The sequence below is a fragment of the Oryzibacillus soli genome, assembly GCF_051594765.1.
Classification (GTDB): Bacteria; Bacillota; Bacilli; order Paenibacillales; family NBRC-103111; genus Paenibacillus_AR.
This window is the reverse complement of the sequence record NZ_JBPPGJ010000001.1, coordinates 243,242-265,832: the sequence shown is the minus strand read 5'-3', so window position 1 is coordinate 265,832 and position 22,591 is coordinate 243,242. Positions and strand designations below refer to the sequence as shown.

Annotated in this window: 14 protein-coding genes; 13 read left to right on the top strand and 1 reads right to left on the bottom strand. The window is 51.2% G+C overall.

The genetic code is table 11. From position 1 onward, the window contains the following. The first annotated feature begins 114 nt into the window (after positions 1–114). The 4 genes from ACSEXW_RS00860 (at position 115) to ACSEXW_RS00845 (ending at position 4,351) form a co-directional block, all read left to right on the top strand. On the top strand, positions 115–1,080 hold the full coding sequence (locus ACSEXW_RS00860) for an ABC transporter permease (protein ID WP_438444191.1): 966 nt from the start codon (positions 115–117) through the stop codon (positions 1,078–1,080). Between the two features lie 20 nt (positions 1,081–1,100). Further along, entirely contained in the window at positions 1,101–2,009 is a 909-nt protein-coding gene (locus ACSEXW_RS00855) for a carbohydrate ABC transporter permease (protein ID WP_438444411.1), read from the top strand. 87 nt (positions 2,010–2,096) lie between these two features. Beyond that, a complete protein-coding gene (locus ACSEXW_RS00850) occupies positions 2,097–3,683 on the top strand; it encodes an ABC transporter substrate-binding protein (protein ID WP_438444190.1) in 1,587 nt (528 codons plus the stop codon). Positions 3,684–3,820: 137 nt separating this feature from the next. Further along, positions 3,821–4,351, top strand: coding sequence for a hypothetical protein (locus ACSEXW_RS00845; RefSeq protein WP_438444189.1), 531 nt, complete (start codon positions 3,821–3,823; stop codon positions 4,349–4,351). 68 nt (positions 4,352–4,419) lie between these two features. Here the strand turns inward: ACSEXW_RS00845 and ACSEXW_RS00840 are convergent, their stop codons facing one another. Further along, a complete protein-coding gene (locus ACSEXW_RS00840) occupies positions 4,420–5,310 on the bottom strand; it encodes an AraC family transcriptional regulator (RefSeq protein WP_438444188.1) in 891 nt (296 codons plus the stop codon). Between the two features lie 205 nt (positions 5,311–5,515). Here ACSEXW_RS00840 and ACSEXW_RS00835 point away from each other — a divergent pair, with 205 nt between their 5' ends. The 9 genes from ACSEXW_RS00835 to ACSEXW_RS00795 all read left to right on the top strand — a co-directional run bounded on the left by ACSEXW_RS00835 (position 5,516) and on the right by ACSEXW_RS00795 (position 22,579). Beyond that, entirely contained in the window at positions 5,516–8,218 is a 2,703-nt protein-coding gene (locus tag ACSEXW_RS00835; RefSeq protein ID WP_438444187.1) for a glycosyl hydrolase family 95 catalytic domain-containing protein, read from the top strand. Between the two features lie 167 nt (positions 8,219–8,385). Next, the gene (locus ACSEXW_RS00830; RefSeq protein ID WP_438444186.1) at positions 8,386–9,297 is read left to right on the top strand and encodes an ABC transporter permease; all 912 of its coding nucleotides are present in this window, start codon (positions 8,386–8,388) and stop codon (positions 9,295–9,297) included. A gap of 85 nt (positions 9,298–9,382) precedes the next feature. Next, positions 9,383–10,198: a carbohydrate ABC transporter permease gene (locus ACSEXW_RS00825; protein WP_438444410.1), complete on the top strand. Its 816-nt coding sequence runs from the start codon at positions 9,383–9,385 to the stop codon at positions 10,196–10,198. A 61-nt stretch (positions 10,199–10,259) separates the two neighbouring features. Continuing rightward, a complete protein-coding gene (locus ACSEXW_RS00820; protein WP_438444185.1) occupies positions 10,260–11,825 on the top strand; it encodes an extracellular solute-binding protein in 1,566 nt (521 codons plus the stop codon). A gap of 84 nt (positions 11,826–11,909) precedes the next feature. Further along, positions 11,910–12,953: a glycoside hydrolase family 130 protein gene (locus ACSEXW_RS00815; RefSeq protein ID WP_438444184.1), complete on the top strand. Its 1,044-nt coding sequence runs from the start codon at positions 11,910–11,912 to the stop codon at positions 12,951–12,953. Positions 12,954–13,165: 212 nt separating this feature from the next. Next, on the top strand, positions 13,166–15,289 hold the full coding sequence (locus ACSEXW_RS00810) for an AraC family transcriptional regulator (protein ID WP_438444183.1): 2,124 nt from the start codon (positions 13,166–13,168) through the stop codon (positions 15,287–15,289). A gap of 126 nt (positions 15,290–15,415) precedes the next feature. Next, positions 15,416–20,542, top strand: coding sequence for a polysaccharide lyase family 8 super-sandwich domain-containing protein (locus tag ACSEXW_RS00805; RefSeq protein WP_438444182.1), 5,127 nt, complete (start codon positions 15,416–15,418; stop codon positions 20,540–20,542). Between the two features lie 190 nt (positions 20,543–20,732). Further along, positions 20,733–21,689 carry an ABC transporter permease gene (locus ACSEXW_RS00800; protein ID WP_438444181.1) on the top strand — a complete coding sequence of 319 codons (957 nt, stop codon included), beginning with the start codon at positions 20,733–20,735 and terminating at the stop codon, positions 21,687–21,689. A 17-nt stretch (positions 21,690–21,706) separates the two neighbouring features. Continuing rightward, positions 21,707–22,579: a carbohydrate ABC transporter permease gene (locus ACSEXW_RS00795; protein WP_438444180.1), complete on the top strand. Its 873-nt coding sequence runs from the start codon at positions 21,707–21,709 to the stop codon at positions 22,577–22,579. Positions 22,580–22,591 lie beyond the last annotated feature (12 nt).

The following is a 22,591-nucleotide window of genomic DNA, read 5'->3' as shown; positions in this document are numbered from 1 at the left end:
CTGCAAACGCTTTCCGGATAGACTGTACACAGGTTATGAAAGCGCTGCAATCAGCTGCCGCAGAGGGGTTGATTCATAGGAATGATCATAATCAACTAAGGGGGGGACTCATCTATGAAAACCAATGCCATCGCTTATTCGGCCGAAGCGGTACCTATCCGCAAACGGTCTTGGCTTCAACGGTTGAAGAATAACCGGATGCTGCTGTTCATGTGCCTGCCGGCCGTCGTCTTCTTCCTGATCTTCGCATACCTGCCTATGCCGGGAGTCTACTTGGCGTTCATCAAGTACAACTATTCCCAGGGCATCTTCCGAAGCCCGTTCGTCGGCTTCGACAATTTCAGATTTCTTGTCCTGAACGGGGACCTATGGAGGCTGACCTTCAACACGGTAGCTTACAATTTGGCCTTCATTCTCTTGGGGAATGTGCTGCAGATCACGGTGGCCATATTCCTGAACGAGCTGCGGAAGAAGTGGTTCAAGAAGGTCGCCCAGACGCTGATGTTTTTGCCGTATTTTATCTCCGCGGTCCTGATCGGGCTCATCGCTTACAACATCTTGAGCTACGACTATGGACTCTTGAACCAGGTGCTCCGGGACTTCGGCTTGGAACCGGTCAAGACCTACTCCAATGGCGCGATCTGGCCCTTCATCATCGTGCTGACCTACCTGTGGCAGACTACGGGCTACGGCTCCATCGTCTACTTCGCCGCCATCATGGGGTTGGATCATGAGATTGTTGAGGCATCGGAGATCGACGGGGCGAACGCATTTCAACGAATTATCTACATCGTACTGCCTTGGTTGAAGCCCACCTTCATCATTCTGCTGCTATTCTCGCTGGGCGGGATTCTGAGGGGGAATTTCGGACTCTTCTATAACCTGGTCGGCGCCAATAACACGGCGTTGTACGCAACGACCGACATTATCGAGACGTACGTGTTCCGCTCTCTCATGACCAACTTCAACTTCTCCATGGGCAGTGCCGTCAGCTTATACCAGTCCGTGTTCGGCTTCTTCGTGGTGATGACCGCGAACTGGCTGGTGAAGAAGGTATCGCCCGATAACTCACTCTTCTAGGAGGTGCCCCCGTGGAAGCTATTCGAGAGAATTCAACCCGAAGCATCCGGACGGATCGTTCCGGGATCTGGATCCGTTTCATCGGTTATTTGTTCATCGGCCTGTTTGCCCTCGCTTGCCTGATGCCGTTCCTGCTCGTCGTCGGCACTTCCCTGACCTCGGAGATGTCGATCAAGAGGAATGGCTTTAACTTCTGGCCGGCGGAATTCAGTACCTTCGCTTATAAGATCGTGTTCGAGAACCCGGACCAGATTATCGGGGCCTATGCGGTTACGATCGGCATCACGGCGGTAGGCACGGTCATCGGCTTGTTTCTGGTAGCTATGACGGGCTATGCGCTGCAACGCCCGGACTTCGAATACCGGAACGGCATTTCGTTCCTGATCTATTTTACCACGTTGTTCTCCGGCGGCTTGGTCCCCTTCTATCTCTTGATCACGCAGTACCTCGACTTGAAGGACAACTATATGGCGGTGCTTCTGCCGGGGCTCTTGAGTCCGTTCCTGATCATTATGATGAAGAGCTTCGTCCGCTCCATCCCGCACGCCATTACCGAGTCCGCCAAGATTGACGGAGCCGGAGATTTCACCATCTTCCTGAAGCTGATTCTGCCGATGACGACGCCGGCACTGGCCACCATCGGATTGTTCATCGGGCTCGGGTATTGGAATGAATGGTACAACTCCATGCTGTTCCTCTCACCCGACGTGGAGTACCGGCCGCTCCAGCTATTCTTGTACAACGTGGTGACCAGCGCCGAATTCATCAAGAACTCCGCTGCCGCCTCCAACGTGCCGCTGCGCGACATGCCGCTGGAGTCCATGAAGATGGCGACCGCTGTTGTGGCCACAGGGCCGGTCATTTTGCTCTATCCGTTCGTGCAGCGATACTTCATCCAAGGCATAACGGTCGGTGCAGTCAAAGGGTAAGGGTAAGAGGGTTGTGTAATGTTGTGTACGGGGCCGTATTGGTCCCCCACATAGATTGAAATACCAGATAAGGGGAGGAATTCAATCATGGTAAAAGTGAAAAAGGTGCCCGTCATCCTGACGGCCTCCATGCTGGCGCTTGGTCTTGCCGGATGCAGCGACAAAGACGGGGGAGCGGCGGGAAGCTCCGCCGCACCGGGAGCGACACAAGCGGCCACAGGGGAGAAGCCTGCGGCAGATACCTCGAAGTTCGTCAAGATCAGCTATGTGGTGCTGGGGGATAAGCCGAAGAACGGTCAGTTCGATACGGTGTTGGCTAAGGTCAATGAAAAGATGAAGGCCAAGATTAACGCCGAGCTGGAGTGGAAGTGGGTCGAGTGGGCGGACTGGCAAACCAAATACAACCTGCTGCTGGCCTCCGGGGAGGCGGTGGACCTGATCACCATTGGGACGGACTGGCTCGATACCTGGGGCAACGCCCAGCGGGGGGCCTTCAAGAACCTGGATGACTTGCTCCCGAAGTATGCGCCTCTGACCTGGAAATCCATTCCGAAGGAGGATTGGGAAGAGAGCAAGTACAACGGCAAGATCGTCCTAATTCCGGAGAATGACTATACACAATGGGTGAATCACGGCTTCTTTTATCGTGGGGATTGGGCGAAGGCGGCGGGCATCAATGAGCCGATTAAGGACTGGGAGACCATCGGCAAGTACCTTCAGTACATCAAGGACAATAAGAAGGACGTGATCCCGTTCGACGTCGCTTCCGGCGCCAGCTTCTGGGGCGGGTATGTGAACTCTTATACGGATAATTTGGAGCTCCCCATCTCCACGGGGTACTTGCCGGTTCTGTTCACCAAGTCTTACAACGATAGATATACGGTTGACAGCCCCATCTTCAGCGACACGATGGTGAATTTCGCCAAGCTAATGAAGGAGTGGGCCAGCAAGGGATATTGGCGGGAGGACGTGCTGAACAATAAGAACGACAACCGTGCTGCACTGAAGGCCGGTCTGTCCGGCTTGGATCAGCACCATACCCAGACCTTCTCGTCCCTGCGCGTCGACATGGATAAGGCCCAGCCGGGCTCCGAGCTGCAGATGTTCCCCTTCTCCCGAACCCGGAACAACCTGCTGGAGCTGTCCATCACCCACGGTGGCACGTCTCTTGGAGCGCACAGCAAAAATCCGGAGCGTGCGCTTATGGCCTACGACCTGATCCGCAACGACAAGGAGATTTACCAGCTGATCAATTACGGTATCGAAGGCGTACAATATGAGCTGAAGAACGGCAAGCGCGTCCGTCCATCCGGCTATGATGACGCCAAGCACGGCTTCTACGCCGACTTCTGGGGCGGCCGCGTCGACAAGCTGGAGCTTCCGAGCGATACGACCTGGGATAAGATCGATACGCTGTATACCGAGTATGATAAGATCAAGAAGCCTTACCCGTACGGCCAATTCGTCTTCGACAAGAGCGCCATTGAAGCGGAGCTGACGGCGATCTCCCAGGTTGCCGGAGAGATGGGGCCAGCCATAACCTTCGGTAAAGTGGGAGACCCGGTCAAGGCCGTGGAGGAATTCCGCAGCAAGTTGAAAAAAGCCGGCTACGATAAAGTCGTCGCCGAACTCCAGAAGCAGCTGGATGCCTATAAGAAGCTCGTTGGCAAATAAGCAAGGGGCCAGTGGCACCCGAGCTATACAACAACGGCCGGTCCCCTTATGGAGGGGGCCGGTTTTTCTGGATGAAGCGAATAACTTAATTCCATTAGTGTAATAATATAACAAAAAAACGTTGGGGCTAAATTCAGATGAAGCAGACGATGTTATGGGCCTTGCTGGTAGTGCCTTGGGCATCCTTGTTCTTATTAAGAATGGACACCGTACGCAGATATATGCCTGTCGCTTTGTGTATGACCATTATCCATACCTTGGCTTATCAGGCAGCTTATCATTACGGATGGTGGGATGAGACATCATCCAGTCTGTTCGGGTGGGATAAGATTGTTCCGATTCCTTGGGTATATGGAGCCTATCTGGCGATTGTCATCTGGGTGTTTCACTTTACGTTCGGGAAATTATGGTTATACCTGATGGTCAATATCCTGTTGGATGGAGTATTTATGTACCTCGTGTATCCGATATGGCAGCGAATGGGGCTTGTTTCGAGCGAATCGACCCTGCCTACGATCGCAGTAGTGGCGATGATGGTCGGTTTTTCGATACTCATCTATTTGTATCAAATGTGGCAGCAGGTGGTTTTCAAGGAGCAGAAAGAGACATTCACAAATGACACAAAGTGGAATGGACGTTCCCTGCACTGGAAAAGAAAAGCAAAATAATACAGCGGTTGTATTGCCACAACGGCGAGAGTGAAAGGGGTTATATCGATGTAGAGAACCAATGGATCTCAGGGTTCGTTCTTTTTGGCGCGGTAAGCGGTAGCCGACATGTTGAACTCTTTTTTGAATGCTTGGCAAAACTGTTCGAGCGTGGAATAACCGACCTTTTTGGCAATTTGATTGACGGGGAGGGCTGTCGTCGATAGAAGATGCACAGCGGCATTTAATCGCGCTTCGGTTCGTTTTTGTGTAAAAGTGGAGCCGTAATCCTGTTTCAACGTTCTTTCGGTTTGTCTTATACTTAAACCTAGCATTTGGGCAAGCTTGGGCAAAGTGATGGAAGGATAATCAGACAAGAAGCTTTGGTCGATCAGCGCCAATCGTTGATCATCTAACGTTTTGGAAGGAATTGTACATTGAGAAGAGCGGTTGTGCGTGTAGTTTCTAACCAGCTTGATCATGATTTGTTCCATGAGTTGCTTGACGATGATGGAATAGCCGATAAACCGGTTGCTTGTTTCTTCGGCTAATTGCAGGAAGGCAGACAGCATATTCTGTGTGTCTTGCCCTATCCAAAAGCTCGTTTCCGTCAACAGTCTGGAAATGGCGGCTTGTTCACTATCCATACCGGCAGGAGGTGTCCGTGCCCCTACCGGAATCGTTTCAAAGCAGATGCAGTATTCAAACATGGGATTATCCTGCGACGTCCGTTGTTCATGTGCGATATCCGGTCCGGTCATATATACGGAGCCTGGTAATAAGGGGTATTCACGGCCATTGGCAATCAGCGTGCCGGATCCGCTCGGGATCACATGCAGCTCGTAGCTCCTATTGCTGTGACTATGTCTGTGAATGGCATTGAAAAAATAGCCATGATGCACATAAAGCACGTGGAATGCATACTCACCTATGTGAACGGTGATGTTCCAATCTCCGAAATGTAATGCAGGGTATCCCACCGTTGCAGCCCCTCTCTGCGAGATGATAGTTCTATTATAACGGAATAGATAACGACATTTTCAATATTTTCTGTATGATTGCGACATGAAGATCTGTGATAATGCGACGTGTGTGCCATACAAGGTGTCGCTTTGAATGATTCATGAAGGCTACCTCTCCCGATATAATATGGATATATCCGGTTAAAGGGAGTGTAAGAGAAGGATGAAAGATAAGGATAAGGCCCATCTGTACCAAAAAGGGAATTACGCCGGCACCTATACTGAAGTCCCAACCTCCAATCCGGGACGGGCATGGCGGGACGGCATGGTTAGCGGAAACGGCGAAATCGGGTATGTCACATCAGGTTCGCCATATACGGATACTTATATTTTCCAAAATATGTGGTTCAACTGTCCTTCCCCGGACCCCAGAGTGATTCCTGAAGAACTAACGGGGCAGCTTGCCGAAGCGAGATGGAATGTTTTTCAGCTACATGACCAATGGAAAATCACGTTTCCGGACGGAACAACGAGAAAACGAACCTTTTATTATGCCTTCCATCCGGGACACCAGCTTAGACTAAACGTCACGAATAAGGGAACGGTATCGGATTATGCGAGATGGACGAATTATGAAACGGCGGAAACCGGGGTTCGATACTCCGATGAGAATGGGGTGTGGATACGCACTTCATTTACTTCCAGGGAAGACCATGTAGCGATTACGAAGATCGTACAGTCGTCTGTAGGCGCAAAGATCAATATGATCATCTCCATAGATGACATTACGAGCATGTGCGGAGCCCATGAGCTATCGGAGCTCCAATACAAAAAGCTGGTAGATCCAAATGCCGAATATATTGCACAAGTTGCCCATTACCCGTCCTATCCGGGGAGCGAGCTGATCTATGGGGGATACGCCGGCCTGACACAGGTTATCGTTGTAAACGGTACCAAGAAAAGAGTGCTTCTGGCTGACTCGGATGAGACGATAAACGTTGGGGCAGAACGGAATCCGGCCATTCAAGTATGTGACGCCGATGCCGTATATTTCATTACGCAACTGAACAGAACCTTTGAAATGGGCCGAATCGAAGATTTTGCAGGAATGACGCAATACGCTATCGTTGACCATCTATTTAATAACACGAATGCCGTCGCAGTGAAATATATAGATGCATCCGGCGGTTTCGATTATGACGCAGCGTTAGAACCACATAGGGACATTCATTCGGCAGAATTTAATGCCGTGCGTTTTACTCTTGCAGGCGATGAGGATCTGAAGAATGCAGACAATCTGGAACTGATCAAGGTTCAGAAGGAATCCAAAACGAAAATCAATCCTGCATTTATGCAGCAGGTGTATAACCAGGGACGGTATGCCTTGATATGCTGCAGCGGTTCTAGCGCTCCGCGCTTGTATGGGATGTGGACCGGAGAATGGAATCCTGGCTGGCGAAGCATCTATACGCTGGACGCTAATGTGAATTTGCAGGTTTCTCCCATGAATTCAGGCCATTTCACACAAGCGCAGCTTGGGTACATCACCTTCTTCTTGAGGAACACGCCCGACTTCGAATACAACGCAAGATTGTCTTATAGCATGCATGATGCGCTGCAGGTGTCGGTAAACTCGGACATCGACCGCGCCATGCATGTGGAATACGACAATGACTATCCGTTTCAATATTGGAATGCCGGAGCAAGCTGGTGTCTGCTTCCGATCTTCGAGTATTGGCAGTGTTACGGCAATCAACATATTTCGATCAACGACTGCATGAGGATCCATGAGTTGAAACCGATTCTTCACGTGAGGGATGGGGGACTGACAGATGAAGAATTCGGACAATTGATCGGCAAGGGATATCTGGATTTGGAAAAGGATATTTTGCTTCCGCTGCTTACGAAGCAAGCTAATTTCTGGGAACAAATCTGTACGCCGGAATACTATACGGATGTAAGCGGCCGAGCCTGCTATGAGGAAGGCAGAGCAGCGCTGCAGCCGGGAGAGAAATATATGATCATTCCCTCCTATTCGCCGGAAAACCACCCGCTGGGCTACAACAGCACGATTACGGCCAATGCTACGATGGATATCTCCGCTGCGCGGGATGGTCTCTATATGGTTATGGCAATGGAAAACGCGGTGAAGCGCGACGGTTATGAAGCTGCAATTGCCAAATGGGAGGCTTTGCTGGAGCTGCTGCCGGATTACACGTTTGACCGGGACGGGGCTCTACGCGAATGGGCGATGAAGGAATATACCGAAAACAACAACCACCGCCATCTGAGTCATTTATACCCGGCATGGCCCGCTTATGAAACGCAAAACAACCCGGAGCTGGCGAAAGCTGCAAGGAAAGCGGTTGCGAACCGAGAGCTATACAATACAGAGGACGCGACAGCCGGGCACGGCTGGATGCACAAGGCGCTGGTATACGCCCGGTTAAAAAAGGGGGACGGGGTCGTTGCTTCCCTTCTGCCGATGATGACGGACGCCGGTTATTACACCTCCTTAATGACCGACCATGATACGAACAGAAGATGTACTTCCTACTGCACGGATACATTGTTCGGCAATATGGGTGCGGTGAATGAAGCATTGCTCTATTCGAATACCGGTGAAATCGAAGTTCTTCCGGCACTGCCCACCGATTGGACTTCAGGCTCCATTCATGGACTCATGGCACGAACCCGTGTAGAGGTGAAGGAGTTGTCGTGGGATCTATTGTCCGGCATGGTTTGTGTAATCTTGCAGTCGAGTGCGGAGCGTCAGGTGGTCAGCCTTAAGTCGGGTATTCCTTGGACACATGCAGTGGTAAACGGCCAACCAGCGAATGTATATGACGATGGATTAGGCAAACATATTCTGGTAACCCTGAAGAGAGGGCTTGACGTTGCTGTCGTATTCAATCAGATGCCTTAAGCATATTATTATGAGTCCATCACCCAAGCCTCGATTTCGAGGCTTTTTTTTGTTCGTTAAGATCAGAACCGCCCAGAGTACCCGTATCATGGCCGATTATTAAATCAAGAACTATACAGAACCAATCGTTGGAACCTATGATGGGAGCATGGAGGGGAGAGAGCATCATGGGATTGTTGAGAGATGTTGCACGAAATCGAAGTTTATATGTGATGGCATTACCGGGTATCCTGTTTCTTATCTTATTCGCCTACCTGCCGATGGCCGGTCACATCATAGCCTTCAAGCAGTTCAGGATTACAGAAGGAATCTGGGGGAGCCCATGGAATGGGATCGAGAACTTCAGGTTTCTCTTCGGGGGAACGGATTGGATCCGGATTACGACCAACACGCTGGGTCTTAATGCGCTATTCATCTTCTTCGGGTTAGGGACAGCCGTGATCATCTCGATTCTGTTAAATGAGATCCGGTCACGCATCTATAAGAAGCTGGCCCAGACGTTCATCTTCCTGCCTTACTTTGTATCCTGGCTCGTGGTCAGCCTGATGGTGTTCGGTCTGCTCAATTCTACCAACGGCCTGATCAATCTGCAGTTGGAGAAATGGGAGATGAGCGGCGTCGATTGGTACAGCTCGCCTTCCTATTGGCCGGCCATCTTAACCGTTGTGAATGTATGGAAGTTTGCTGGATACAATTCGGTTATTTTCTTGGCAGCGATCTCCGGGATATCGGATGAATTGTACGAGAGCGCGACAATTGACGGAGCAAGTCGGCTTAAGCAGATTCTTCATATTACGCTTCCGATGCTGCGCCCGACGATCATCATCCTGACCTTGCTTGCCATCGGAAGAATCTTCTATGGCGACTTCGGGATGATATACGGAATTGTCGGAGAGAACAGCCTGCTGTTCCCGACGACAGACGTGATCGATACGTATTCCTACAGGGCCTTGCGCGGACTGGGCGATTTTGGAATGGCTTCCTCTGTATCGCTCTACCAATCCGTGATGGGCTTGATCACGATCCTCTTGTTTAATGGGATCATTAAGTTATACGACCCTGATTCCAGACTGTTCTAGGAGGTGATCGGACTTGAATAGAAAGGTTTACGGATTGAACGATCGCATCCTTAATATCTCATCGTATCTGATCACAACGGTCTTTATGTTGTTTTGCTTCATTCCTTTTTGGATGGTTCTGATCGGATCCTTTACTGATGAGAATGCGCTTCGTGTCCATGGTTTTCAGGTGATTCCCAAGAAGCTGAGTCTATACGCGTATCAGTTTCTGCTTCAAGGAGGGCAGGTGTACCGCAGCTACGGAGTTACAGTTACGGTTACGGTCCTGGGAACGCTGATCGCGGTCCTCATCACATCGATGTATGCTTATGTCCTGGCACACCGTAAGGTTCGGTTCCGCAATACATTGGCCTTTCTCACCTATTTCACGATGCTATTCGGCTCCGGCTTAGTAGGGTTTTACCTGATGATCGTGAACTGGTATCATCTGAAGGACACCGTCTGGGCCCTTATCCTGCCCTATGTGCTCAATCCATTCAATACCTTCGTTATGGTGTCCTTCTTCCGGACCACGCCTTACGAGTTGAATGAGGCGGCTACGGTAGACGGGGCCGGGGAATACCGGACGTTCTTCCGGATTATTCTTCCCATCTCCACGCCGGTACTGGCAACCGTTACCCTCTTGTATGCTCTGCAATACTGGAATGACTGGTGGCTGGCCTTGCTATTTATCGACAATGAGAGCCTGCATCCGTTACAAATTATGATCCGCCAGCTGATCTCCAATATCAATGCGGCGTCTTACATTCAAGGTTCAGGAACAAGCTATACGCAAGCCATCCCGTCCTATGGTGTACAGCTGGCGACGGTATGCTTGACTATCGGCCCCATCATTCTGCTGTATCCCTTCCTTCAGCGTTACTTCGTCAAGGGATTGACGGTTGGTTCGGTCAAAGGTTAAACAGGCTTAACCGAATTCGGTTGAGGCATAGATGTGGTCCAAAAAAAGGGAGGAATAAGCCATGAGTTTCTTGAAGGGGAAAGAAAAGAACGGGCTGCTTCTGCTCGTTGTCCTGATGTTCGTGATGTCGAGCATCCTAGCCGCTTGCAGCGGAAAAGACAGCGAAGAGAAGGCAGCGCCAAGCAGCGGAAAAGCCGGTGATTCCGCTGCAAAAGGGAACGGCAGCACGACCAAAGCGCCGGACCCTGTTACGCTCAAAATATATATTCCCGGCGACCGTCCGAAGAAGATGAACGCTGTCATCGCAGAAGCGGAGAAACGAATGGCTTCAACGATTAACGCCAAGCTGGATATTACGTTCATTCCTTGGTCCGACTTGGACAGCAAGACCTCGGTCGCACTGGCTTCCGGCGAGAGCATCGACCTGATCTTCGACGCCCCATGGCTTCACATGAACCGAATGGTGTCTTCCGGTGCGTATGAGCCGTTGGATGAATTGTTGAAGCAGCACGGACCGAACATCATCAGCACCCGCCCCCAAGATATGTGGGATGCCAACAAGTTTGAAGGCAAGGTGTACGGTATTCCCCTTGGAATCTCTCACTACCAAATCCGCGGCATCTACATCCGCAAGGATCTGCGCGAGAAATACGGGTTGGGTAAGATCCAAACCTTCGAGGACTTCAATACTTACTTGTATAAAGTAAAAGAGAATGAGAAGGGGATGAGTCCTCTAACTACGATGGTCGATACGGACCGGATTACCAATGCGTACAAGTTCAACTACGATCCGGCTTATGACTACAAGCAAGAAGTCGCGCAAATGTTCCCGTTCCTCTACAAGAAAAATAACGACGGTAAAATCTACAACATGCTCGAAGAGAAGGACGCCGGTATAGGGGCCGGTATCCAGAATATGCGCAAGTGGTACGAAGACGGTATCATCAACAAGGATAATCTGGCTGTTAAGAACGAGCAGGACCTGTTCATGAATGGTAAAACGGCAGCCATCACCATCGCGGATGTAGGCGTAAAGCAGAACATCCAAGACGCGGTGAAGAAGCTCGGCGGCGAAGTAGAGTGGCTGACACTGCTGGATCCTACTAAGAAATACGTATCTGACTTCAAACAATGGAACTTCATCAGTATACCGAAGACAAGCAAGAACAAAGAACGGGCCATTATGTTCCTGGACTGGGCGAATCAGAAGGATAATTACGATCTCTTGAGCTATGGCATCCAAGGGCAGGATTGGGAAGCGGTAGGGCAGGATGGCTTCAAGCCCCTTAGTGCGGATTACCCGCTCTTCGGCTATGACTGGATCTGGAATCCGACCTTGGAACGGTATAACGCCACTCTAACGGAAGAGGACCTGAAGTGGTGGAAATGGACGAAGGACTCGAAGAATTTCATCAAGTCGGTAGACGCAGGCTTCACCTTCAATCCTGAACCGGTAGCCCAGGAGGTGGCAACCCTGAAAGCCAATTCCTTCGTCTATCCGATCCTGCTCGGTTCGCTTGAACCCAACAAAGGGATGGAGGATTTCAAAGCCAAACTGGGCGCCACGCTTAAAAAAGTTCAAAACGAATATCAAAAACAATTGAACGCTTATATGTCCGGTCGTTAAATGAAAGGAAGGCTGCAACCGCGCCAGAAGCTGGAACCGCTTCGGCGCGGTGGACCATCCGGATAAACGTTGAAGGAGAACAAGATGAGAATAGGCCGAATGGAACAGAATCCGATTATTACGACTGACCATGTGAAGCCCAGCAGACCTGACTTCAAGGTTGTCGGCGTGTTCAATGCCGGGGTAGCTGCCATCCATGATGAGATCATATTGCTGCTACGGGTTGCAGAGATGCCCGTCGAAACGCCGGGAAACAACATAGCCGTACCCGTATTGAACGGGCAGGATGGCACGGTGGTGATCCGATATCTGAGCAAGGACGATCCTAGATACAATTATGAAGATTCGCGGGTGGTGAAGGAACAAGAACGGTATGCCTATCTAACCTCGATGTCGCATCTGCGGGTTGCGCGCAGCAAGGATGGAATCCGGTTCGAGATTGACGAGCAGCCGTCGATGTTTCCGATGGATGGAGAAGAGGCTTGGGGCATCGAAGATCCGCGTATCACCCAACTGGGCAATCAATATTACATCACCTATAGTGCCGTATCCTCCAAGGGTGTTGCGGTACGATTGGCGGTAACGGAAGATTTCCGCCGCTTCGAGAGATTGGGGTTGATTCTGCCTCCGGAGAATAAGGACGTGGCCATCTTCCCCGCCACAATAGGGGGCAAGTACTTCATGCTGCATCGTCCTGTCCCCAAATCCATCGGTTCGCCGGAGATGTGGATTGCGGAATCGCCGGACTTGATACATTGGGGAAACCATCGATTCCTCATCGGCTTGCGTGATGAGAGCTGGGATAACGGCAGAATCGGCGGCGGCGCTGTACCCTTCTTAACTGATGACGGGTGGCTCGAGCTCTACCATGGGGCCGACATGAACGATCGATATTGTATGGGGGCGGTCCTGCTGGACAGGGAGGACCCGGGCAAGGTGCTTGCCAGGTCCCGTGTGCCCGTCCTCCTGCCGGAAGCGGATTATGAGAGGAACGGCTTCTTCGGTGGTGTTGTGTTCTCCTGCGGAGTATTGCCCATGGGGCAAACCGTACGCATGTATTATGGCGCAGCGGATGAAGTAATGGCTTGCGCTGATCTTTCTCTCGAGGAGATATACCGGACGTTCTGAAGCCTGTGATTGTCAAAATCAGAACTACCGAAAACCGGTCTTGCTGGGTATAATGGATTCTAATCCAACAGGCGAGAGGAACTCTTATGCGCAGTATAAAAAGACTGAAATGGTCCCTTCGTAAAACCTATCTCCGGGTGTTTGCCACATTTGCGATCCTCTTTACGATCATTGTCACAGTCTTTTCTTTGTACCTGGTCCAAATATTCTCCATGTCTGCGCGAGAAGAAATCGATCAGGTTGCCCAGACCCAGCTCGGCCAAATCGTGGAGAACACCAAGTTCACCCTCTATAAGCTGCGCCTCTATGGGATGCGGATGTATGAGGATGAGACGGTGCAAGGATGGTTTACGGATTATGCCGATCCTCAGCTGCTTGTCCGGTTGAACGATAGTATTAAGAAATATGTCTCTTCGGAGCCCTTTATCTATAACATCGATTTGATCAGCACCTTCGGAAATCGGGTATGGACCTCACGGGAAGCGATGTTCGATTTCACCGAATTTTACGACCAACCCTTGCTTAAGGATACTCTTGAAGCTTCCGACCCGTATCTTCGGTTCAGCAGACACGATTACCAATCGGAATCCTACATTAATTTGGCTGTCCGCACGATTGGACTGAAGAAGCCTGAGGGCTTCCTGATCATGCTGCTGGACCAGAAGCTGCTGGAACGTTATGTCCTTCAATCGAACGATCAAAGCCTGGTACAAATTATCATCACCGATCCTTACGGCCATCCGATTATCGGTGAAGTGCCGCAGAGCTTGGCGCAAGCGGTTCCCAATCCATCGCAAGCCGAGAAGGGGACGTTCGAGTGGAAGAACGGGGACCAAAGATGGACCGTAAGGTACAGCAAGATCGATCCGGAGGGCTGGACGGTCTACCAATTCATGCCTTGGGAGATCTGGAAGAGCAAAGTATCCCATCTGCGGAACGTGATTCTGCTATCTGCAGGCGGAATGTTTGTACTGACACTGTTTTTTGTTTTCTGGATCTCGAGAAGCAATTACTTGCCCTTCAGTGATCTGGTCGGGTTGCTTCATAAGAATGAAGGCGGACCTGACGATGCGATTCGCGATAAGGCCGAATACGAATTGATTCGAAGCGGCATTCGCAAGCTGGTTGTTCAAGTCGAACAGATGGATCAGTCCATCAAGTCCAGTCAACACATCATTCGGGAGGATCTGCTTAGGCAATGGGTCCAAAATGGGAAGTTGCCGGAAATGACGCTTGGTTCTCTCCGGCAATTGACCCCGATCGCCGGCGCGCAGAGGGTAGGGCTTGCGGTCATAAGGATCGAATCGTACCCCTCCTTCGAGGAGGAGTATACGTACTATTCCCGCAGGCTGCTCAAATACGCCATGGGCAATATTGTGGAAGAGACGATGCGGAATCACCGGATGACAGCCGCTTCGATAGACTTCGCTGACGACCATCTCGTCGTTCTTATGTCAGATCCGGCGGATGATGGAGTGACCCGCTACGTATTGTCGGAGGCCAAAGAGAATGTAAGCCTCTATCTCAAGATCCATTGCGTATGTGCGTTCTCAACAACTAGTACGGATTCCTTCGACCTAAACGCACTGTACCGTGAAGTTCTCGAGATGTCCTACATCAAGTTCTTAACCGGAGAAGATAAGATCTATGAACGTTCGGACCGTCCTTCCCTGTTGGGTCAATCCTTCGAGGATATGCCGAACGACTTCATCCGAACCCTGATCCAGACCGTCAATAACGGCGATGAAGCTGAAACGGCGAAGGTGCTGGAGGATATATTCCAATGGCTTCGGCAATTGTCATTCGAGGAATGCAAGTTCCATCTAGCCCGTCTCATGTATGAAGTCGCCAAGTCGTTCCTCCAAGCGGATACGCTTCAGAATTGGCAAGGGATTAACCATAAGCTTGAACAGTACGGCAGCTTGAATGAAGTGAATGAGTGGCTGCGGGAAGAGATCCAATCGGTCCTCTCGAAGGTGAAGAAGCCCGGACGGGAGAAACGGAAAGAGGATGTTGCCGCCTCTGTCGTCCAATATGTCAACCAAAACCTGCATAATCCTGTCCTCTCGATTGAGGACATCGGTTCGCATATCGGGCTCTCGCCTAATTATGTGCGGACCATATTCAAGGATGTATTGCAGGTGAGCTTGTCGGACTTCATCCTGGTTCAGCGGATCGAAAAGGCGAAGCAGCTGCTGCACTCCACGGAATGGCCGGTATCCCATATCGTCGAGGCTGCGGGATTCCAAGCCAAAAGCCATTTCTTCACCGCGTTCAAGAAAGCAACGGGCATGACGCCCAAGCAATTCCGCGAAACAACGGAAGAATTGAACTAGAGCTTTTGCAGGAGATGGCGCGAATACGGCCCCGCTGGAAACGGCTTCAGGCGGGAGCCTTATTCCGTGCCTGGTCTTACACGATGTTGGAAGCGATTACAATCTTCAATGAAGGAGTGACTCGGTATGAATAACCCGCTGCACAGGTTCAAGAAGTGGATCTGTCTTGTTATGGCCGGTTTGATGATATCCTCCATACTCTTATACACTCCCGCATCGGCGAGCACTTCCGAAGCGACGAATCCATCTCAGGCGGTAACCGATATGAAGCTCATGAAGAAGCGTATGGTCGATTATTACATCTCCAGAGACATCATTAACGATGGGACGAACGGCCGGGTTGAATGGACCTTCAAGTCACAGGCCGGTACGTATTTAACCATTCAAAATCCTAACGGCAGCTGGCCGGATGTGGATTACGCGAGCACGACCAACAGTGCCAACGGGAGAGCTTGGTCCCCTTATCTTGCTTTAGACCGCATGCAATCGATGGCGCAAGCTTTTGCCGACCCGAATGATCCGAACTATCGGAGCGAAGCGCTATTAAGCGGGATTAAGAAAGCGCTGGACTATTGGTTCACGGTTAAGCCGACTTCAACCAACTGGTGGGAAACCGGTATCGGTAAACAGTTAAGGCTGGGGAAGATCGCCATATTGTGTGAAGGGTACTTAACGGCTGCTCAGCTTACCAATATCATAGACACTCTGGACAGCAACCCCCATACTGTCGATGGAGCCAACTCTTCCTGGTTCAATCAAAATTATATGGTTCGCGGCTTATTGCTGGAGGACAGCCAGATCGTAAGGAATGCCGTGGATGCATTCAACGTGCTGTCGAAAGTGACCACGACGGTAACGGGAATCCAGTCGGACATGTCCTTCTTCATGCATGGTAAGACGAACTATACGACGGGATACGGAAGAAGCTTCGCCAGAGACATGTCCTTCTGGGCTTACATCACCTCGGGGACCCTGTTCTCGTTCAGCCAACCGGCTATCGATTCGTTATCGTCCTACCTGTTGGACGGCACCCGCTATAATGTGAAGGGCGATGTGGCCGACCTGGGGATGGGGATGAATGGACCTTATTGGCCGGGATATTCGAGCTGGGCTGTCACCTTCTATGAAGATCCGTTGGTATGGATGCAGGCGGCGAATCCGGCAAGGGCTCCGGCGATTGCGCAGTTCCTGGAGAATATTCGCAGCATCGGCACGGGCACGAGCAACGGACTGGATTCCAGCAATATAACCCAATGGCAGACCTTGGTCTCCTCCCATATGCGGGAGGACTATGGAATTACAGTCAAGATGTCCTCCAGCACGGTGAAGGGCGGCGAGTGGAGAACGATTAACCCCAACGGGTATAATCTGCTGTACTGGACGCCGCAAGGAGCCACGGCGATTCAGAGAACCGGTGATGAATACCGTACCATCTATCCGTTGATGGATTGGGCCCATGTTCCCGGTACGACCGCTCCTTATGTCCTGACGAAGGATGGGAACTTCAACAATCCCAAGACGTTCGTAGGTGGGGTGACGAATGAGCGCTATGGAGCCACGGCATTCGACTTTTCCAAGCTGAGTACAAGCGGGAAGAAGGGCTACTTCTTCTTTGACGAGGAAATGGTAGCGTTGGGCACGGGGATTACTTCAACGAATAATGCCCCAATCCACACGACAATGAACCAAAGCCAAGCGGCAGGCGAGGTTCTTGTCGATGGCCAACCGATTGCAGAGGGAACGGTTCAAACGAACGGAAGCTGGGCCTATAACGATAACATCGGCTATGTATTCCCGAATAAGACGGATTTCCAAGTGAAACGGGAGACGAAGACCGAAAGCTGGAGCGACGTGGTCTCCAACAGCTCAACGGAGACGATGACAAGATCTATCTTCTCCATGTGGCTGGATCATGGTGTGAAACCTACTAACGCTTCCTACCAATACATTGTACTACCCAATAAATCATCGGATGAAGTAAGCCGCTATGCGGGCAGCAACCCGATCAGCATTCTCTCGAATACAGCTTCGGTCCAGGCTGTCCGGCACCAAACTCTTGGAATCGCAGAATTGCTGTTCTATCAACCCGACACCGTGACGGTGAGAGAAGGCTTGACGGTCTCCGTAGATAAGCCGGCCATGGTAATCCTAGATGAATCGGCAGCACCTGTCCGAATCTCTGTTACCAATCCCGTAACTCCAGGGATTTCCGTGAACGTAACACTGAACCGGAACGGAGAAGCAACGAAGACAAGCTTCAAGCTCGGCAAGGATACGTTCACAGGCCGAAGCGTGACATTGAACGAAGGAGCCTCGATTGACGATAGCGGCTTCGATCTCGCCTACAATAAAGGAACGGTAGCTTCAAGCAGCAAGGTGAACCACTCTGCCTCGAATGCTACAGACATTTACAGAACCTCGTATTGGAATTCACACCCGTCGGATAACGAGTGGATCCAGGTGGATCTGGAAGACCAATATGTGATTCACAAAGTGAGGCTGAAATGGGCGAACGCATTCGGCAAAAAATATAGAATACAAGTATCGAATGATGCCGTCACTTGGACGGATGTTTACGCAACGGCGGCAGGAGACGGAGGAACCGATGACCTTACATTCCGCAAGGTCAGTGCCAGGTATGTTCGGATGCAGGGAGCTCAGCAGGGGAACGGGGATGGCTACTCCCTGTATGAATTCTCCGTGTACGAAGCCGTAGCACCCAATCTCGCGGAAGGGATGCCGACCGCAGCAAGCTCGTCCAGAGCCGCGGACGTGATGCACGGTAATGCTGTCGATGGCTCCTTAACGACCCGATGGGGTTCCAACTATTCCGATTCGCAGTGGATCTATGTCGATCTGGGCACCAGCCAATCCATCCAGAAGGTCAGTCTGAATTGGGAGGCCGCATTCGGTAAGGAATACCAGATTCGGGTTTCCGACAATGCGTCGGATTGGACGACCGTCTACAGCACCACAACCGGTGACGGTGGGGTCGATGACATCTCTATCGAACCGGTGAATGCACGATATGTTCAGATGTATGGAATAAAAAGAGGAAGCACATACGGCTACTCTCTCTGGGAATTCAAAGTATTCGGCACAGAGCCTGTTGATCAGGTTCCCGTGCGGATGGAGCTTGAAGCGGCACCGGTGTCCGTCAGTGCAGGAGGCGAAGTGACCGTTACAGGAGCCGTCTACGACAGCAAGGATCTGCCGGTCTCCGGAGTAGTGGTAGAATGGGGGGGGTCGTCGGACGGCTTCAATACCGATCGGTCCACAACGGATGGGAATGGCCGATTCAGCTCTGTCTTGACCGCACCGCCCGTTGCCGGCGAGGTGACGATAACTGCCACGTTACCCGCGAGTCCCGGCGTTACGGCCATCGCTAGGTACACCGTCAGCAGAACTCCGGATATCCCCGGGGTACCGCAGGTCATCACCGTGGAGGAAGGCAACGGGAGGGTCAGTCTTGGGTGGAATCCGGTAGCCGGCGCTTCGGCATATAAAGTCTATCAAAGCGTAACCTCCAGTACTTACGGTACCGAGGCCGCCACCGTAACCGGCTCGGTATACGGGGCTAATGTAGCCGGATTGACCAACGGTACGACCTACTACTTCGTCGTTACAGCGATGAACGAGGACGGCGAGAGCCCGGCTTCCAACCAGGTCAGCGCAACTCCGGCCACTGTCCCAGAGGCGCCGACGAATGTCGTCGCGACGACCGGCAACGGACAGGCGACTGTTACATTTGACCCTCCTGCAGGGACTGGCGGAAGCGCTGTAACCGGCTACCAAGTGATCGCTTCTCCCGGCGGCAGGATGGTGACGGGTACTGCCAATTCGGTTACGATGACGGGGTTGTCGAACGGAACAACGTATACGTTTACGGTGAAGGCCATGAACAGAGCGGGAAGCAGTCAAGCCTCGGCTGCATCCAACGCCGTCACGCCAAGTGCGCCGACGACGAATACGATGGAACCAACCAGCCCGGAGGAGAGCCGGAACCAAGGATTGGAGATTCTGGTGAATGGCAAGGCGGAGAATATCGGGATTGTAACAACTGCGACGAGAGGGGAGCAGACCGTTACGACCGTTGCGGTTGACGAGAAGAAGATGGAGGCGAAGCTAGCGGCGGAAGATCAGGGTGTGGTCATCACAATTCCGGTGAACAGCTCATCCGACGCCATCGTGGGAGAATGGAACGGACTGCTCGTCCGAGCTCTAGAACAGAAGCAAGCGGTCGTCGTAATCAAGACGAAGAAGGCAACCTATACGTTGCCGGCCCAGCAGATGAAGATCAATGCGATCACCGATGCATTCGGTCAGGACGTTATTCTGCAGGATATCAAGGTGCAGATCGCAATCGGCCAGCCTGATGCTATGAGGATGAAGGTCGTAAAGGCCTCTGAGTCCGATAAGCTCACGTTCGTCGTTCCCCCGTTGGATTTTACGGTTAAGGCCGTCCATGGAAATGCGACGGTTGAGCTTCAGAAGTATAGCGAATATGTGGAGAGAACCCTTGCTATACCGGATGGAATAGCTCCTCATAAGATCACCACCGGGGTTGTAATCGAACCGGATGGAACGCTGCGGCATGTGCCGACGAAGATCATCAATCTGGATGGCCAATTTATTGCCCAAATCAACAGCATGACGAACAGTACGTATTCTGTGGTATGGCACCCGACAGAATTCAAGGACGTAGCCCAGCATTGGGCGAAGGAAGCCGTTAACAACCTGGGCTCCCGAATGATCATTAACGGGGTCACGGAGGATCTCTTCCATCCAGACCAAGATATTACCCGCGCAGAATTTACAGCGATTATGGTGCGGGGGTTGGGACTGAAGCTCGACGGCTGCCATGCTCCCTATACCGATGTGTTGCCTTCCGATTGGTTCAGCGGTGCGGTATTGACCGCCCACTCGTACAACCTGATTCAAGGATTCGAAGACGGCACGTTCCGCCCATCGGAGAAGATTACGAGAGAACAGGCCATGACCATCGTGGCGAAGGCGATGGCTATAACGAAGCTTGCGAAGAAGCTTCCGAACCGGTCGGCAGATGACATGCTGATGCCATATGATGACTCGCAGCTGGTATCGGCATGGGCCAAGGAAGGTCTCGTCGCCGGCTTGAAGGCGGGACTTGTTACCGGACGAACCGAAAGCTTGCTGGCTCCGAAAGCTGCTATTTCGAGAGCGGAGGCAGCTGTTCTGATCCAGCGTTTACTTCAAAAATCGGATTTGATCTGATCGTACAAGCGGCAGCCGGACATATGGTCCGGCTGCTTATTGTATGTACGATCATGATGAAAGTGGATGATGGAGAAACAAAAAACGCACAGAAAGACCTAAAGATTCTTAAGGCCCGGAATGTGCGTAATGCGGTACATTTGAAGCAACACCATCAACATTAACGATCAGCAAGAAAGAAGGGAGAACCATGAAAAAAACATCTGCTGCCGTAGGAACCAATAGAGGACCGGCAGCCAAAGAAGCTTTTTACCAGACCAAGCGATTTCGGCAGAATATTCCGCTTTTCGTCATGCTTATACCGGGAGTGCTTTATTATCTGATCTTTCGTTATTTACCTATGGGCGGTCTCGTGATCGCCTTCAAGAACTACAATTTTCACGACGGCATATGGTCAAGTCCATGGGTAGGATGGGACTATTTCGAGCTTCTATTCCATTCCCACGTCACGCTGCAGATTATCTGGAATACGCTTACCTTGAGTATTTTGAACCTCATCTTCGGGTTTCCTGCACCGATTATTATCGCCATTGCCTTGAATGAAGTACGGAGAAGCTGGCTGAAGCGCTGGATTCAAACCATTATTTATTTGCCGCATTTTTTGTCCTGGGTAATCGTCGCCGGCATTATCCTAACCCTATTTTCTATCGACGGCGGCACCATCAACAAGCTCATGGGCCAATGGGGGATGGAACCAATCCCATTCCTATACCGTGCGAACTCTTGGATCACCATCTTTATCGGCTCCGGCATGTGGAAGGAGATGGGCTTCGGAGCAATTATCTACTTGGCCGCTCTCTCTAACATTGACCCCAGCCTTTATGAGTCGGCGGGGATGGATGGGGCAGGAAAACTAAGGCAGATCTGGCATATCACTCTGCCGGGCCTCCGATCCACCATTATTCTGCTGCTGATTCTAGGGATGGGCCGTCTGATGGAGGTAGGATTCGACCAAGTGTACAATTTGCAGAATCCCACCGTACTGCAAAAAGCGGAGGTGATCAGCACCTACGTGTACAAGGTGGGGCTGCAGCAGGCACAGTATGGACTTACGACAGCTATGGGCTTGTTTGAATCCGTAGTGGGCCTGGTGCTGGTGCTCTCCGCCAATGCACTGGCCCGTAAATTCGACCAAGGACTATTCTAAAGAAAGGGGAAATTCTCTTGAGGGAATCAACTGGCGGTAAAATATTTGTCCTCTTCATTCACGTGGTATTGATCGTCATTTCGCTTACCTGTATCCTGCCTTTCCTCCATCTGATTGCACTGTCCATCAGTTCGGGACATGCGGTTGATCTGGGTCAGGTCTGGTTTTGGCCGGTAGGGTTTGACGTTACCGTTTACAGATACTTTTTTGAGAATACACCGGCTCTGCGCGCCTTTACCAACAGTGTGGTCATTACCCTGTGCGGAACGGCCCTGAGTATGCTGGCCACGGTGCTGACAGCCTATCCCTTATCCCGCCGTTACCTCTACGCCCGCAAACCGATTACAACGGCCGCATTATTCACCATGCTCTTCGGAGGAGGAATGATTCCAACGTATCTGGTCATGAATAACCTTCATTTGACCAATACTTACTGGTCCCTTTGGTTCGGCGGACTGATCAGTACCTACAATATGCTGATTATGAAAAGCTACTTCGAGAGCATCCCGGGAGAAGTGGCGGATTCCGCCCAGATCGACGGCTGTGGAGAAGTTCAGCTGCTCCTACGCGTCGTCCTGCCCTTGTCTCTTCCCATGTTGGCTACACTGACTCTGTTCTATGGAGTAGGGTACTGGAACATGTTTATGAGCGTCATTCTTTATATCAGCAAGACGAATCTGCAGAATCTCACCGTAATCGTTCAGGGCATGCTGCAAATTCAGGGGAATTTCAATATGTCAGCCATGGATATGATGCAGCAGCAGGAGATGGTATCCGAAAAGTTGAAGGCAGTTGGGGTTATGGTTATGGTTGTTCCCATGCTGGTGGTATATCCGTTCCTCCAGAAGTATTTTGTCAAAGGCATTATGCTTGGTTCTATTAAGGGTTAGCGGCATCAACGA